The following is a 15,661-nucleotide window of genomic DNA, read 5'->3' on the forward strand; positions in this document are numbered from 1 at the left end:
TGCCCGGCATCTCACAGGGAATGCAGGGGCTTTTTTAAGCATCCGACCGAAAAGTGTCTTGCGGTTTTCAGACAATCCGATGCTCGAACAAAAATTTTGAGCGGCAGGACCGGTTCCGATTTATCCCCGCCGCTCCAAAAATCACGAGCAGGTGGCTTTTCCACAGCTGCGCATATTGGCGATTTTTTCCTTCAGCGGGTCCGCACCGACAGCACCGAAAACCGCCTCATCGCCGACGATATAGGACGGCGTACCGGTGATGCCGAGGCTGTTGGCCAGCTTGTAGGTTTCCTGCACCTGCGCGTCATTGGGGTTTTCCGCCATCGACTTGCGGATGTCTGCCTCCTTGAGGCCGAGCGAGGTGGCCACTTCCATGGCGCTGTCCTCATTCGCCCGCCCGCGACCACCAAGCAGGGTACGCTGGAATTCCGCGTATTTGGCCGGAGCGAGCAGCTTCACGGCATTGGAAACGCGATGGGCGGCGACCGATTCCGGCCCGAGGATCGGAAATTCCTTGAGGACGACGCGCACCTTCTTGTCGCCCTTCAAAATCGCGTCCATATCGCCCATGGCGCGTTTGCAGTAACCGCAATTATAGTCGAAGAACTCGACCAGCGTCACATCGCCATCCGGGTTGCCGAGCGCCAGATCGTACTTCGATTCGAAGATGGTCTTCTTGTTGTCGGCAACGGCTTCCGCCGCCTTGGCGTTACGGGCCGCATATTGCTTGCGTTCCAGCGCGTCCTGAACCTCAAGCATGATCTCGGGGTTCTCGATCAGATATTGCTTGATGAATTCGCCCATTTCCTTCTTCTGCTCGGCATCCAGGGCATGGGCGGGCAGAGACGCGAAAACCGTCGAAAGGGCCGTCACGCTGGCGAGTAGGGTTGAACGGAGAAGATGCGCCATATCGGTCCTCATTACTGTGCGGTCAGTGCTTCATGAATATCATGATGGCAATTACCTTACTTTAAGCCAAATGCCATACGGCAAAAATAGTTGTCCGCATTATGGTCGCATGATTGTGAAGATTGTGATTCTGCGGCAAGTCTGCGAAATACGGTTCAGGAAAGAGCATGCCCTTGATTACGATGTCGAAGCGAAGCGCAGTCGAACCCTTTCACGCCATGGATATCCTGGCGGAAGCGAACCGGCGCAGGCAAGCGGGACGCCCCGTCATTTCCATGGCTGTCGGGCAGCCCTCCCATCCAGCACCGAAGGCCTCGCTGGAAGCGGCGCAGGAGGCGCTGAAGCACGGGCGCATCGGTTATACCGACGCGCTGGGCCTGCGTGAGTTGCGGGAAGCGATTGCCGGCCATTACCGGCTGCGCCATCAGGTGGCCATCGATCCGGCGCGCATTGCCGTAACGACAGGGTCTTCCGCGGCCTTCAATCTTGCCTTCCTCAGCCTCTTCGATGCCGGTGATCATGTCGCGATCGCAAGGCCTGGCTATCCGGCCTATCGCAATATTTTGAAGGCACTTGGCCTGAATGTGGTCGAAGTGCCGGTTACGGCCGAAACCGGCTATACGCTGACGCCCGCCAGTCTGGAGCGGGCGGAGGCCAAAGCCGGCTGCAAGCTGAAAGGCGTGCTTCTGGCAAGCCCGGCCAATCCGACCGGCACCGTCACCGGCCGCGAGGCGCTGAAGCGGCTGGCGAACTATTGCGAAAGCCGCGACATGGCCTTCATCTCCGACGAAATCTACCACGGCCTTACCTTTGTCGGTGAAGAAACGAGTGCGCTTGAAATCACCGATACTGCCGTGATCATCAATTCCTTCTCGAAATATTACTGCATGACCGGCTGGCGCATCGGCTGGATGGTCCTGCCGGAAAATCTTGTCCGCCCGGTCGAGTGCCTTGCCCAGAGCCTTTATATTTCACCGCCGGAACTGTCGCAGCTTGCGGCGACCGCAGCCTTCTCGGCGGCGGAGGAACTGGATGTCTACAGGGAAAGCTATCGCACCAATCGCGATTTCCTGATGGCGCGCCTGCCGGAAATCGGCCTGCCGCTCGCCTCGCCCATGGATGGGGCTTTTTACGCCTATGTCGATACCAGCCGCTTTTCCAATGACAGCATGGATTTTGCCAGGCGCATGCTGGCGGAAATCGATGTGGCGGCGACACCGGGCATGGATTTCGACCCCGAGGAAGGCCATCGCGCACTGCGCATTTCCTATGCGGGTTCGGTCTCTGATATTGCCGAGGCCGTGGGCCGTATCGCCGGTTGGCTGAAATAAGAACCGATCGCCCGCCGAGAGGTTATCAGGCGGGCGTGCAGCCGAAGGTGCTGTTGAACGCCTTTTCACCCTTTGTCGTGAAGGTCAGCACGCGGCCATTTCCGCGCCGCAACCAGTCGCGCTGCTGCATGGCATCGAGCAGCGATGCGCCAAGCCCGCCGCCGAGGTGATGACGGCGCTCGCTCCAGTCCAGGCAATGCAGGCAGACCGGGCGGCGGGCTTTTTCGAGCGGCGAAAGATCAATACCGAAGCTGGAGAAAAAGTCGCGCCCACTATCCGTCAGTGTGGGATCGTCACCCTGCGTCACGAGCCCGTTCGCGGTGATGGCCGCAAGCAGCGCCACGCCGCTTTCCCCGGCCAGATGATCATAACAGATGCGCGCTTCGCGCAGCTCCTTGTCCTTCGGTCCGGTGCGAACGCGCACCGCGCCGGTACGCTGGGCAAGTCCCATCAACGCTTCCAGAACCTGCGCTACATCTTCGTCGGAAAGACGGAAATAACGATGGCGCCCCTGTTTCTCCGCTTTCAGCAGCTGGGCATCGGAGAGTTTTGACAAGTGCCCGCTGGCGGTCTGCAGGGTCACGCCGGCGGCTTCGGCAAGCTCGCTTGCCGTCAGCGCACGTCCATCCATCAGCGCCGTCAAGATGTTGGCGCGGGCAGGGTCGCCGATCAGCGCGGCGACATTGGCGATCAAGGGTCCGTCTTTCATAGTTCGATGATAGCCGAAGCATTGATGCGAGGCAATGGTTTAAACAGGAGAAGCAGAAGACGAGGAGAAAGACGATGTTGACCTGTTTCATCCGCTATGAGATCGACCCTTTCAAGGTCGATGCCTTCGACCGATATGCCCGCAACTGGGGAGAGGCGATACCGCGCTGCGGGGCCGATCTCATCGGTTATTACGCACCGAAGGAGGGATCGAGCACGATCGCTTACGGTGTCTATAATATCGAAAACCTCGCAGCCTACGAGGCCTACAGGGCGCGGCTTGCCACCGATCCGGCAGGGCGCGAGAATTATGAATTCGCCCGCCGCGAGCAATTCATCCGCCGGGAAGACAGGCTTTTCCTGCGGCTTGCCTCCGCTCCCCATGCCGGAGGTGAGCGATGATCGCCGTCATCTTCGAGGTCTCTCCGGCCGAGGGCGAAAAACAGCATTATCTCGATATCGCTGCCAGCCTGCGCTCTGAACTGGAAACCATTGACGGCTTCATATCCGTCGAGCGGTTTCAGAGCATCAGCAATCCCGACAAGATGCTTTCTCTGTCGTTTTTCCGGGATGAGGAGGCGGTGAAGGCATGGCGCAACACCGCGCCGCATCGCGCAGCGCAGGCCATGGGACGCTCGGGCGTCTTTGCCAATTACCGCCTTCGTATCGCGTGCGTGATGCGGGACTACGGTTTGCGGGAGAGGGAGGAGGCTCCGTCGGACAGTAGATACGCTCATTCCGCGGATGGGGAAGTGCCGCGCTGAGACGCCGCCAGCATCAGTTTTTCTTCATGCCGGCCCAAGGCTTTCTGGTTCGAACTTGTCTCCGAAACCCGCTATAGATGAGGCGGTTCAAGGATGGAGAAGGATCGCCACGCGGCGGTTCACCGGATTGGAAATGGAGAAAACGATGTCGGCAGAAAAAGTGGCTGTTGTAACGGCGGGTGGTAGCGGCATGGGTGCCGCCGTGGCGAAACGGCTGGCTGCGGACGGCTACAAGCTCGCGATCCTGTCGTCTTCGGGCAAGGGGGAAGCACTGGCGCAGGAACTGGGCGGCATCGGTATCACCGGCTCCAACCAGTCCAATGACGATCTCCAGCGCCTCACGGATCTGACGCTCGAAAAATTCGGCCGTATCGATGTGCTGGTCAATAGCGCCGGACATGGCCCGCGCGCCTCCATCCTCGATATTACCGACGAGCAATGGCACACGGGTCTCGACGTCTATCTGATGAATGTCATCCGCCCGACACGGATCATTGCCCCGGTCATGGTCAAGCAGAAAGCGGGCGCGATCGTCAACATCTCCACCGCCTGGGCCTTCGAGCCGAGCAGCATGTTCCCGACATCGGCCGTCTTCCGCGCCGGCCTTGCCTCCTACAGCAAGATTTTTTCCGATACCTATGCAGCCGACAATGTGCGCATGAACAACGTCCTGCCCGGCTGGATCGACAGCCTGCCGGGTACGGAAGAACGCCGGGAGAGCGTGCCGATGCAGCGTTACGGGAAAAGCGAGGAAATCGCCGCCACCGTGGCGTTCCTCGCATCCGAAGGGGCAGGGTACATCACCGGCCAGAACATTCGTGTCGATGGTGGGCTGACGCGGTCTGTCTGACGGTTCAGGCATAACAAGCGGTGCCTTAGCCTAGGGCAAAGATAGCCTTATATGGCGCTTGCATTGCGGCAGATGCGCAGCTTCTCTTCGCATTCATCGTCCTCGCCTCAAGGGCGGGGATGACGCGAGAGCAGCGTTCGTCAAAAGCAAAAAGCCCGCAACATGGTTGCGGGCTTTTCGTTTCAGTCGCTTCTATCAGAAGAAGCCCTTGCGCTGCCACCAGCCGCCCTTGCGTGGCTTCGGCTCATCGCCGTCGGGATTGTTCGCGGACGAACCGGAAGAGGTCACCACCGGCTCCGAACTGGAGACATTGCTGCCCCGGTTCGCGCGGGTCTTTTCTTCCGTCGCGGGTGCGTCTGCTTCAGGCGCCAGATCAGCCGAAGCTTCACCGATTTCTTCGATGGCGACATCGACGACGGTCGCTTCAACGACTGCCGGCTCGATGACCACCGGCTCGACCGTTTCAACGGTTTCAGCCTTCGGTGCGTCTTCAGCCTCGGTCTTGGCTTTCGCCTTGCGGGTGCGGCGCGGCTTCTTCGGCGCTTCTTCAGCCACAACGTCGGCAACCACGCCTTCCACCACGTCGGCGGCGGTGGGCTCTTCGGTTACGGGCGCTGCGGCGGAAACCTCTTCGCCTTCCGTCTCGCCTTCGTCGCCGGCTTCCGTGCCTGCAGCATCGAGAGCCTCGTCACGGTTGCGGCGGCCGCCACGCTTGCCGCGACGACGGCGCTTGCGCTTGCCGTCTTCGTCGGAGTTTGCGGCTTCGTTCACGCCGTTTTCGTCGGCATCACCATCGGTGTCATCGGCTTCGGCGCTGTCGTCGTCACCTTCAGCATCATCGGCGTCATCGCCGGCCTGTGCGTCAAGAGCGCCGTTCTGGTCGTTCTGTCCGCCCTTGCCACGACGGCGGCGACGACGCTTGCGCTTGCGCTTGCCATCTTCACCGTTTTCGCCCTGCTGCTGCTGACGCGGCTCGCCAGCCTGCGCCTTGACGATTTCTTCCTCTTCCTCGTCCTCTTCCGCCTCGATGACGATATCGTCTTCCTCTTCGACGAAGTTCGGAAGCATCTGGATGAGGCTTTCGATCTTCACCGGATTTTCGACGGCTTCGCCGCGATCGATGGCAAAATGCTGCGCACCGACGCTGGAATCGGCGGCAATGATGATCGACACGCCGAAGCGGCCTTCATAATCGACGATCGTGCCACGCTTGTGGTTGAGCAGGTAAAGTGCCGTTTCCGGCGTGCAGCGCACCGTGATGTTATGGGTGGTGTTGCGCAGCAGATATTCCTCGACGCCGCGCAGAACATGCAGCGCGATGGAGGATTCCGAACGTACATGGCCCGTGCCGCCGCAATGCTGGCAGACCTGGGTGGTCGATTCCAGCACCGAAGCGCGGATGCGCTGGCGCGACATTTCCAGAAGGCCGAAATGCGAGATGCGGCCGACCTGGATGCGGGCGCGATCGTTCTTCAGGCAATCCTTGAGCTTCTTTTCGACAGCGCGGTTGTTGCGCTTTTCTTCCATGTCGATGAAGTCGATGACGACAAGACCGGCAAGGTCGCGCAGGCGCAGCTGGCGCGCCACTTCTTCCGCCGCCTCGAGGTTGGTCGTCAGCGCGGTTTCCTCGATGGAATGCTCGCGCGTCGAACGGCCGGAGTTGACGTCGATCGAAACCAGCGCTTCCGTCTGGTTGATGATGAGGTAACCGCCGGATTTCAGTGTCACCTGCGGCTGCAGCATCCGGTCGAGCTGGGCTTCGATGCCGGAGCGCGAGAAGATCGGGTGAATGTCGCGGTAAGGCTGAACCACCTTGGCATGGCTCGGCATCAGCATTTTCATGAAGTCTTTCGCTTCACGATAGCCTTCTTCGCCGGAAACGATGATCTCGCCGATATCCTTGTTATAGAGATCGCGGATCGAGCGCTTGATCAGCGAGCCTTCCTCGTAAACGAGGCAGGGGGCGGTGGAATTCAGCGTCAGCGTGCGGACGTTTTCCCACAGGCGCATCAGATATTCGAAGTCGCGCTTGATTTCGACGCGGGTGCGGTTGGCGCCTGCGGTACGCAGAATGACGCCCATGCCCTGCGGAACCTCCAGATCGCGCGCGATTTCCTTCAGGCGCTTGCGGTCGGTCGGCTGGGTAATCTTGCGGGAAATGCCACCGCCACGCGCCGTATTCGGCATCAGCACGGAATAACGGCCGGCAAGCGACAGGTAGGTGGTGAGTGCGGCACCCTTGTTGCCACGTTCTTCCTTGGCCACCTGCACCAGAAGGATCTGGCGGCGCTTGATGACTTCCTGGATGCGATACTGCTTGCGCGGTTTGCGGGCAACACGGTCGGGAACTTCCTCCATCGCGTCTTCGGCGCCGACGGATTCGATCACTTCCTTTTCGTGATGATCGTCGTCATCGTCGTCGTCATCATCGTCATTGCCACGGCGAAGGCCTTCGACTTCTTCGGAAATCGTATCGGTATCGACCATCGCGGCCATCTCGCCGCCGGTGCTGCCGTCTTCGTCGGAAGCGGCTTCAGCGGCTTCGGCTGCGAGTTCTTCTTCTGTCTTCTTCTTGGCGCGGGGGCGGCGAACGCGCTTCTTCGGCTTTTCTTCCTCGGCCGGCGCTTCTTCCGCAACGGTCTCGACGGCTGCAACCGCAGTCTCTTCGGAGACTTCTTCGGCTGCAGTCGCTGGCGCAGCCTCTTCCGTCACCACGACTTCAACGGTTTCGCTTGCCGAGACGATGCCGACATCGGGCTGATCAACCTGCGAAAGATCGATTGCCGGCGCACCGGGCTCGGGCGCATCTGCCGATTCGAAGTCGTCGCTGCGGCGATGATCTTCAGCTTCGGCCCTCAGCAGAGCCTGACGGTCGGCAAGCGGGATCTGGTAATAATCCGGATGGATTTCCGCAAAGGCGAGAAAGCCGTGGCGATTTCCACCGTAATCGACGAAGGCCGCCTGAAGCGAGGGTTCAACCCTCGTCACCTTGGCAAGGTAGATATTGCCGCGGATCTGTTTCTTGTGCTCCGATTCGAAATCGAATTCTTCGATCCGGTTCCCACGGACAACGACTACGCGTGTCTCCTCTTCGTGGGAGGCGTCGATAAGCATTTTGTCTGCCATGTAAGCTGTGCTCCTCGGCGCAGCCTTGTTTTATACGAGAACAGGCCCGCCATACGGACGGGCCTTTCATATGAGTGCAAGGATGTGCCGGAAATGAAGTCTCCTGCCGGGCGTCTGTAAACTGGCAGCATCCGGACCGACGGCGAGGCACATGGCCTGCTCCTGGTATCCGGTTCATGTGAAAACTGCTGCGACATCATTGGCCAGGCGGAACGACAATAATATATAGACCCCTTGGGGTCCGATGAATTTGCTCTCCTCAGAGCAGCGGTGGTAGGGCCACCGGGTAGGTCTCCGGCCACGGCCGGAATTGATCCAGTTTCAGGATAAATGTAACGACGGCAGATGATTGCCCGTTTTGCAGCGCCAGCGTCTTTTTCGATTGGCAGCCGGCGGGCATCTATCCCGTCAACACTTTTAACCCTCATCCTTGTTGTATGTTTTCTCTGTCATAATAGCAATAGGGTGGCTAAATATGCCATATTGTTGGTGGAATTTCCGGGTTAACAATTGGTTCACCAAGGCCTGCGATTGTGGGGCGCAAACGCGCAAACAAACGTCCGGCGTGGTCGAAACGGTGCCGTTCCCGGTGCTTTTCCGCTCCATTTATCGAAAATGACTGAAATACGGAATTTCTTGAAGACCATGAATTTCACGCGCAGCGCAGAGATATCAGGTGGGGCAGGGCCGCTTGGCGTGCGAATCGCGCGGCTTGCGCGTGCCTTCGTCGTTCCGGTCTTCCTTTCGGTCGTCACAGTCCTCTGTGGCGTCCCGCAGGCCTTTGCGCTTGAACCGCTTGTCGCCAATCAGGCGCGCATCATCGGCGACGAGGCGCGCACCCGCATCGTTCTCGATTTCGCGGAAGAGCCGGAATTCGATGTTCACTATCTCGATTCGCCGGCCCGCATCGTCGTTGATTTTCCGGCGGTGAATTTCGCCTTTCCGGTATCCGACCTCAAACCGACAGGCCTTTTTTCAGATATCCGCTTTGGCAGCATGGGCCAGAACAGCGCCCGTATCGTGCTGACCGCGAAAAAACCGGTGCAGGTGGCGGTGGCCGAAACGAAAAAGGGCGAGGACGGCGCAGCTTTCCGTTTCGTGCTGGATACGGAAATCACCACCAAGGCCAAATTCGCCGAACTGGTGAAGACCCAACAATGGCAGACGCCGGCACCGGTTACCACCGCGGCGATCACACCCGGTGACAAGACGGTGCGGCAGGCGGAGTTCGTTATCGCGGTCGATGCCGGTCATGGTGGCATCGATGCCGGTGCGACAGGCGGGGCGACCGGTACGGAAGAGAAGGTCATTACATTGACCTTTGCCAGGGAGCTGGTTGAACGGCTGAACCGGGAACCGGGCATCAAGGCGTTCCTGACCCGTGATTCCGATACGTTTCTTGCCCTGTCTGAGCGCGTGACGATCGCCCGGCAGAACAATGCCAATCTGTTCATTTCCGTCCACGCCGACACCCTGAAGCAGAAGGGCATCCGTGGCGCTACCGTCTATACATTGTCGGACCGCGCGTCTGACCGCATGGCGCAGGAGCTGGCGGAGCGTGAAAACAAGTCCGATCAGATCGCCGGTGTGGCTGTCTCCACCGAGCCGCCGGAAGTCGCCGATATCCTGCTTGATTTCACCCGTCGTGAAACCCAGGCCTTTTCCGTGACGCTGGCGGAAAACATCGTGTCCTCCTTCGAGGGGCAGGTCGGCCTCATCAACAATCCGCATCGTTACGCCGGTTTCATGGTGCTGCGCGCCCATGATGTGCCATCGGTGCTGCTGGAACTGGGTTTCCTCTCCAATCCGGAAGATGAAAAGCTGCTCCTCGATGCCGAATGGCGCAACAAGGTCTCCGACAGGCTGGCGACGGCAGTGGGGCGATACCGCGCCAAGGCCATGGCAAACGGCGGCTGAAACACCGGGCGGCGTCGTAAAAGCACTGTTGCCGCCGTGCCGATTGCAGCCAAAAAGCTGTTCAATTCTTGAGCCTTGCGGATTATTAACTGCCCGAAGCCCTATTTTACTCACATTCCCCGCGTTACTCGGATGCGGATTCGGTGGCGATCCGCACAGCGACAGAAACGCGATATGCGGCGGTTGACCCGGTAACATATCAGCGAATGCTGCCGTATCCGGCTTGTCATCGAAGGTATGGTGTGCAAAACGGCACGCGATATGCAAGGATGCGCCCGTAAATCGTCGGGCGTTGATGGTTACGATTCGAATTATCGGTAGCTTGGTATGATCAGACTGATTGGATATTTTTTCGGCTTGGCCAGCGTGCTCTTCCTGTGCGCCGCCGTCGTCGGTGCGATTTATTTGCACGGCGTGACGAAGGACCTGCCGGATTACGCAGTTCTGAGTACCTATGAGCCGCCGGTAACGACCCGCGTGCACGCCGGCAACGGTGCGTTGATGGCGGAATATGCCCATGAAAAACGCCTGTTCCTGCCGATCCAGGCCATCCCCGACCGGGTGAAGGCGGCCTTCCTTTCGGCGGAAGACAAGAATTTCTACAACCATCCGGGCGTTGATATCTTCGGTCTTGGCCGCGCCATTCTTGTCAATATACAGAACTTAGGCTCGGGCCGTCGTCCGGTCGGCGCTTCCACCATCACCCAGCAGGTGGCGAAAAACTTCCTGCTGACCAACGACCAGACCATCGACCGCAAGCTCAAGGAAGCCATTCTCTCCTTCCGCATCGAGCAGACCTATTCCAAGGACAAGATTCTCGAGCTTTATCTCAACGAGATTTTCTTCGGCCTGAATTCCTACGGCATTGCCGGCGCGGCGCTCACCTATTTCAATAAATCGGTGACGGAACTGACGATTGCCGAGACCGCCTATCTCGCATCGCTGCCGAAGGGCCCGGCCAACTACCATCCGATCCGCCGCGAAAAGGCAGCTCTCGAGCGCCGCGACTGGGTAATCGACCGCATGGCCGAAAACGGCTACATTACCGTTGCAGATGCCACGGATGCCAAAAAGCAACCGCTTGGCGTCAATCTGCGCCGCGGCGGCGCGCATATCTTCGCATCCGACTATTTCGCCGAAGAAGTCCGCCGCCAGATCGTTGAGAAATACGGTGAGGAAGCGCTTCTCGAAGGCGGTCTGTCGGTCCGCACCTCTTTCGATCCGCAGATCCAGGCGGAGGCGCGCAAGGCGCTTCAGGATGGTCTGGTGCAATATGACGAGCGTCGCGGTTTCCGCGGACCCGTCGAAAAGATCGAAACGACCGGTGACTGGACGGCGGCGCTCGCCAAGGTCAAGGGCCTGCGCGACGTTCCCGAATGGAAGGTCGCCGTGGTCCTCGCCGTTGCGGCCGATGGCGTCGATATCGGCGTGCAGCCGGACACGGAAACCGAAGATGGCGACAAGCGCACGCGCGGCCATATCTCCGCTGAAAACATGCGCTGGGCCTATCGTGATGCGACCGGCAAAAAGGCAACTGCCAAGTCGCCGGTAGGTGTCGTTGCGGCAGGCGATGTGATTTATGCGCAGCCGCTTGCCAATTCCGGCAATGAATATCGCCTGCGTCAGCCGCCGAAAGTGCAGGGCGGCATGGTGGTGATGGATCCGCATACCGGCCGTGTTCTGGCCATGGTGGGTGGTTTTTCCTACGCGCAGTCGGAATTCAACCGTTCCACGCAGGCCATGCGCCAGCCGGGTTCCTCCTTCAAGCCGTTCATCTACGCGGCAGCCCTCGACAATGGTTATACCCCGGCATCGGTCATTCTCGACGCGCCGATCGAGGTGGTGTCCGGCGGTCAGGTCTGGAAGCCGCAGAATTACGGCGGGGGTTCCGCCGGTCCGTCCACCCTGCGTCTCGGCATCGAAAAATCCCGTAACCTCATGACCGTGCGCCTGGCGCAGGACATGGGCATGAACCTGGTGGCGGAATATGCCGAACGTTTCGGCATCTATGACAAGATGCCGCCGCTTCTGGCCATGTCGCTCGGTTCGGGTGAAACCACCGTCATGCGTATGGTCTCGGCCTATTCGGTCATTGCCAATGGCGGCAAGCAGATCAAGCCGACGCTGATCGACCGTATTCAGGACCGTTACGGCAAGACGATCTTCCGTCATGAAGAGCGTGCCTGCGAAGGCTGCAATGCCACCAGCTGGCAGAACCAGGATGAGCCTGTCATCGTCGACAATCGCGAGCAGGTTCTTGACCCGATGACCGCTTACCAGACGACGTCCATGCTGGAAGGTGTCGTGCAGCGCGGCACGGCAGCAGGCAAGATCAAGGTCAATCTGCCGGTTGCCGGCAAGACGGGCACCACCAATGATGAAAAGGACGCCTGGTTCGTCGGTTATACGCCGGACATGGTTGCCGGCCTCTACATCGGCTTCGATTCACCCGCACCGCTCGGTCGCGGCGGCACGGGCGGTTCGCTGTCGGCGCCGATCTTCGGTGAATTCATCGCCGATGCGGCCAAGCATCTGGAGCCGAGCAAGTTCATCGTGCCTGCCGGCATGAACTTTGTCGCCGTCAACCGCAAGACAGGCATGGCGGCGGTTGAGGGTGAGCCGGACACGATCATGGAAGCCTTCAAGCCGGGCACCGGCCCGGCCGACAGCTTCTCGGTGATCGGCGCGGAAAACTACATGTCTCAGGAAGATATTCTGAAGACCTCGCCGCAGGCGCAGCAGGCCATCACCGGCGGTGGCGGCGGTCTTTATTGACACCAGTTCCGGGATCATCGGGGGGCGCGGGTCTTTACATCCGCGCCCCCCGCATTTATTTGAGCAACAAGTTTCAATGAAGGCGAAGAACCAGCGAAATGCGCAATGAAATCGTGAACGTAGTCGACGAAATCAAGCAGGCCATAAGCCTGCTGAGGAGGCATCTTTGACTGGGACCAGGCGATAAGACGACTGGACTGGTTAAATAACAAGGCAGAGGACCCGACCCTCTGGAACGATGCCTCCGAGGCCCAGAAGCTGATGCGTGAGCGCCAGCAGCTGGATGACAGCATCAGCGGCGTCAAGGCGCTGGAGCAGCAGCTGAAGGACAATATCGAGCTGATCGAACTCGGCGAGATGGAAGGCGACGACGAGATCGTCAAGGACGCCGAAGACTCGCTGAAGGCGCTGAAGAGCGAGGCGAACCGCCGTCAGGTGGAAGCCATGCTGTCCGGCGAAGCTGACGGCAATGACACCTATCTCGAAGTGCATTCCGGCGCCGGCGGCACGGAAAGCCAGGATTGGGCGAACATGCTGTTGCGCATGTATACCCGCTGGGCGGACCGCGAAGGCTTCAAGGTCGAGGTGCTGGAAGTTCACGATGGCGAAGAGGCCGGCATCAAGTCCGCGACGATCCTCGTCAAGGGCCACAATGCTTTTGGCTGGCTGAAGACGGAATCGGGCGTGCACCGCCTCGTTCGTATTTCACCCTATGACAGCAATGCGCGTCGCCACACATCGTTCTCTTCCGTCTGGGTCTATCCGGTCGTCGACGATTCGATCCAGATCGACATCAACGAAAGCGATTGCCGCATCGATACCTATCGTTCGTCCGGTGCTGGCGGCCAGCACGTCAACACGACGGATTCGGCCGTGCGCATCACGCACATCCCGACCGGTATTGCGGTTGCCTGCCAGCAGGAACGGTCGCAGCACAAGAACCGCGCCAAGGCGTGGGACATGCTGCGCGCCCGCCTCTATGAAGTGGAACTGCAAAAGCGGGAAGATGCGGCCAACGCACAGGCTGCTTCCAAGACCGATATCGGCTGGGGTCACCAGATCCGTTCCTATGTTCTGCAGCCTTACCAGCTGGTCAAGGATCTGCGCACGGGCGTTGAAAGCACCGCGCCCGGCAACGTGCTGGACGGTGATCTGAACGAATTCATGGAAGCTGCTCTCGCGCATCGCATCAGCGGTGGCGCGGACGTGGAAGTGTCGGATATCGACTAAGACGCCAGATGCGTCGATCGAGAAATTGCCCCTCGCAGGTCCTGCGAGGGGTTTTTCGTTGGAGAATATTGCGTGAAACAGGTGCTCTACATCGTCGACGTCCAGCCGAGCTTCAATCCACCGGCTGCGCTGGTGGTGGAGATATCGGCACTCGCAACTACGATGCCCAGCATGGCCACCGTCGAGCGCCATGATGAAAGCGTCACGCCTTTCGAGCGGCAGCTCGGCTGGAAGCCGGGCAGGGATGATGAGTCGCTTGTCGCCGCGGACCGAATATTCATCAAGCACGGTTATGCGCCCCCAAAGGCGGCGATAGACCACCTACGGTCTCTCAAACCCGACAGGGTGCTGGTCTGCGGCATTCAGGCTGATACCTGCGTACTGGCGGCTGGTTTTGCCCTGTTCGATGCGGGATTGCACCCAACGCTGTTGCCGTGGCTGACGGTCGGCTCCAGCCTGGACCGTAGCGGTGAACTGGGCGCAAGATTATGGAAGCACCATTTCGGCGCGGTTCTGGCCGGGCCGCATGAGCTTGATATCCAGCCGTCAGTTTGAGGCTTTTTCTATCTTCATCTCGCCAAGCTCGTCGATCAGGATCGTCCAGCTTTCAGCTTCCTTGGCCATCGGGTCTGTTTTCAGATAGACGGTGACGAACAGGCCGGGCGAATCCGATGCGCCGTTCGAGCTTTCGGGGCGAACATCCGTGACATAGGATTTCATCTGGTTGAACTCCTCCAGCTCGACATTTTCGAGGAGATTTGGTCCCTCCGCCGTAAAGGCGATGCGCTGCAGGTAAATCTTGGCCGTCCCGTCGCCCTGCCGGATTGCAATCACCTTGTAATAGCCACGCGTGGGCGATGCCGGTGGTGGCCGCAACTGGCCGTCAGCGCCCTCCCGCGGCTCGAGGTTTCTGTCTTCCCACATGCCGCTGCTGACAACGAAGATCGCGGAAACAGGCAGCGTATCGATCGGGTCTGTCTGCGCCCGTGCGGGCAACACGGCGTTGGCGAGAATGAGGGCAGCGAGGATCGATTGTCTAAGTTTCATGGCCGTTATGAATGGTTAGCGTCAATTGTTGAACTGTTCGGCAAGAACCCGGTCGGACCACGAACGGTCCGGATCCGAGAGAATCCTCGCGGTCCTGTCCTGCGATTGTGCGATCCGAACGTGACGAACGGATTTCACCTCCGTATGGTCAGCCACCGCATTCACCGGGCGTTTATCCCGTTCCAGAACATGAATGTCGACCGTCACCTTATTCGGCAAAAGCGCGCCGCGCCAGCGCCGCGGACGAAACGCGCTGACGGGGGTGAGCGCCAGAAGCGGTGATTCCAGCGGCAGGATCGGCCCATGGGCGGAAAAGTTGTAGGCAGTGGACCCTGCGGGCGTCGCCACCATCATGCCATCACAGATCAGCTCTTCCAGCCGCACCTTGCCATCCACCTCGACACGCAGCTTGGCGGCCTGATGGGATTGGCGGAACAGGCTGACCTCGTTCATGGCAAGGGCGGTGAACTCATCGCCATCCGAATCCGTCGTTGTCATGCGCAGCGGATGAAAATCATTGCCGGTTGCAACCGCGATACGCTCAAGCAGACCCTCCACCCGATAATCATTCATCAGGAAGCCGACCGATCCCCGGTTCATGCCGTAGACACGCTTGCCGGAATTCATCGTTTCGTTGAGGATTTGCAGCATGAAGCCGTCGCCGCCGAGCGCGACGATGACTTCCGCCTCTTCAAACGGCGTGTTGCCGTAAACGCCCTTCAGCGCCTCCATCGCCGTCTGCGCCTCCTCGGTTGCGGAGGCGACGAAGGACAGTGAACAGTTAGAATGCGACATCCGCTTCCCTCGACAACGGCGCAGACCTGAGAAGGCTTGCTAACGGTGCTGTAACCTGTTGAAGCGGCTCGCAATCTTCAAACGTCGATCAAAACGGTCGATCACAAGCCACAAGACGCATCCTTGGTACATGAAGACGACGGTTGGCGACAAGGCCTTTCGGGCAGCGAGGCGTTCCCCCACCGCGCCATTGCGCCGCACCGTTCCAC

At 59.5% G+C, this 15,661-nt stretch carries 13 protein-coding genes; 8 read left to right on the forward strand and 5 right to left on the reverse strand.

The genetic code is table 11. From position 1 onward, the window contains the following. Positions 1–141: 141 nt before the first annotated feature. Positions 142–909: a DsbA family protein gene (locus EXN68_RS03640; protein ID WP_142839648.1), complete on the reverse strand. Its 768-nt coding sequence runs from the start codon at positions 907–909 to the stop codon at positions 142–144. Positions 910–1,082: 173 nt separating this feature from the next. Here EXN68_RS03640 and EXN68_RS03645 point away from each other — a divergent pair, with 173 nt between their 5' ends. Next, positions 1,083–2,240: a pyridoxal phosphate-dependent aminotransferase gene (locus tag EXN68_RS03645; RefSeq protein ID WP_193559502.1), complete on the forward strand. Its 1,158-nt coding sequence runs from the start codon at positions 1,083–1,085 to the stop codon at positions 2,238–2,240. Between the two features lie 25 nt (positions 2,241–2,265). Here the strand turns inward: EXN68_RS03645 and EXN68_RS03650 are convergent, their stop codons facing one another. Continuing rightward, positions 2,266–2,949 (reverse strand): ArsR/SmtB family transcription factor, encoded by a 684-nt coding sequence (locus EXN68_RS03650; RefSeq protein WP_142839650.1) that lies wholly within the window; start codon positions 2,947–2,949, stop codon positions 2,266–2,268. A gap of 74 nt (positions 2,950–3,023) precedes the next feature. Here EXN68_RS03650 and EXN68_RS03655 point away from each other — a divergent pair, with 74 nt between their 5' ends. The 3 genes from EXN68_RS03655 (at position 3,024) to EXN68_RS03665 (ending at position 4,562) form a co-directional block, all read left to right on the forward strand. Further along, positions 3,024–3,350: an NIPSNAP family protein gene (locus EXN68_RS03655; protein WP_142839652.1), complete on the forward strand. Its 327-nt coding sequence runs from the start codon at positions 3,024–3,026 to the stop codon at positions 3,348–3,350. Further along, positions 3,347–3,712: an antibiotic biosynthesis monooxygenase family protein gene (locus EXN68_RS03660; RefSeq protein ID WP_142839653.1), complete on the forward strand. Its 366-nt coding sequence runs from the start codon at positions 3,347–3,349 to the stop codon at positions 3,710–3,712. The genes EXN68_RS03655 and EXN68_RS03660 overlap by 4 nt, the downstream gene beginning before the upstream one ends. 145 nt (positions 3,713–3,857) lie before the next feature. Next, positions 3,858–4,562 carry an SDR family oxidoreductase gene (locus EXN68_RS03665; protein WP_142839654.1) on the forward strand — a complete coding sequence of 235 codons (705 nt, stop codon included), beginning with the start codon at positions 3,858–3,860 and terminating at the stop codon, positions 4,560–4,562. 195 nt (positions 4,563–4,757) lie between these two features. Here the strand turns inward: EXN68_RS03665 and EXN68_RS03670 are convergent, their stop codons facing one another. Next, a complete protein-coding gene (locus EXN68_RS03670; protein ID WP_142839655.1) occupies positions 4,758–7,688 on the reverse strand; it encodes an Rne/Rng family ribonuclease in 2,931 nt (976 codons plus the stop codon). A 645-nt stretch (positions 7,689–8,333) separates the two neighbouring features. Here EXN68_RS03670 and EXN68_RS03680 point away from each other — a divergent pair. From EXN68_RS03680 to EXN68_RS03695, 4 genes are all read left to right on the forward strand, one after another. Beyond that, the gene (locus EXN68_RS03680) at positions 8,334–9,605 is read left to right on the forward strand and encodes an N-acetylmuramoyl-L-alanine amidase (RefSeq protein ID WP_142839656.1); all 1,272 of its coding nucleotides are present in this window, start codon (positions 8,334–8,336) and stop codon (positions 9,603–9,605) included. Positions 9,606–9,932: 327 nt separating this feature from the next. Beyond that, positions 9,933–12,380, forward strand: a complete 2,448-nt coding sequence (locus EXN68_RS03685) for a penicillin-binding protein 1A (RefSeq protein ID WP_142839657.1) — start codon at positions 9,933–9,935, stop codon at positions 12,378–12,380. 98 nt (positions 12,381–12,478) lie between these two features. Next, positions 12,479–13,610, forward strand: a protein-coding gene (gene prfB / locus EXN68_RS03690) for a peptide chain release factor 2 (RefSeq protein ID WP_142839658.1) whose coding sequence is annotated in 2 segments (ribosomal slippage) — positions 12,479–12,547 and positions 12,549–13,610 — 1,131 coding nt in all. Because the reading frame shifts where the segments join, the coding sequence is not laid out codon by codon here. A gap of 72 nt (positions 13,611–13,682) precedes the next feature. Further along, complete coding sequence (locus EXN68_RS03695) at positions 13,683–14,165, forward strand: cysteine hydrolase family protein (RefSeq protein WP_142839659.1); 483 nt, start codon at positions 13,683–13,685, stop codon at positions 14,163–14,165. Here the strand turns inward: EXN68_RS03695 and EXN68_RS03700 are convergent. Beyond that, positions 14,157–14,657 (reverse strand): hypothetical protein, encoded by a 501-nt coding sequence (locus EXN68_RS03700; RefSeq protein ID WP_142839661.1) that lies wholly within the window; start codon positions 14,655–14,657, stop codon positions 14,157–14,159. The two genes, EXN68_RS03695 and EXN68_RS03700, sit on opposite strands and share 9 nt — an antisense overlap. 21 nt (positions 14,658–14,678) lie before the next feature. Next, positions 14,679–15,452, reverse strand: coding sequence for an NAD kinase (locus tag EXN68_RS03705; protein WP_142839663.1), 774 nt, complete (start codon positions 15,450–15,452; stop codon positions 14,679–14,681). Positions 15,453–15,661 lie beyond the last annotated feature (209 nt).

Origin of the sequence: Martinezella rhizogenes, assembly GCF_007002745.1 — a bacterium.
Lineage (GTDB): Bacteria > Pseudomonadota > Alphaproteobacteria > Rhizobiales > Rhizobiaceae > Agrobacterium > Agrobacterium cucumeris.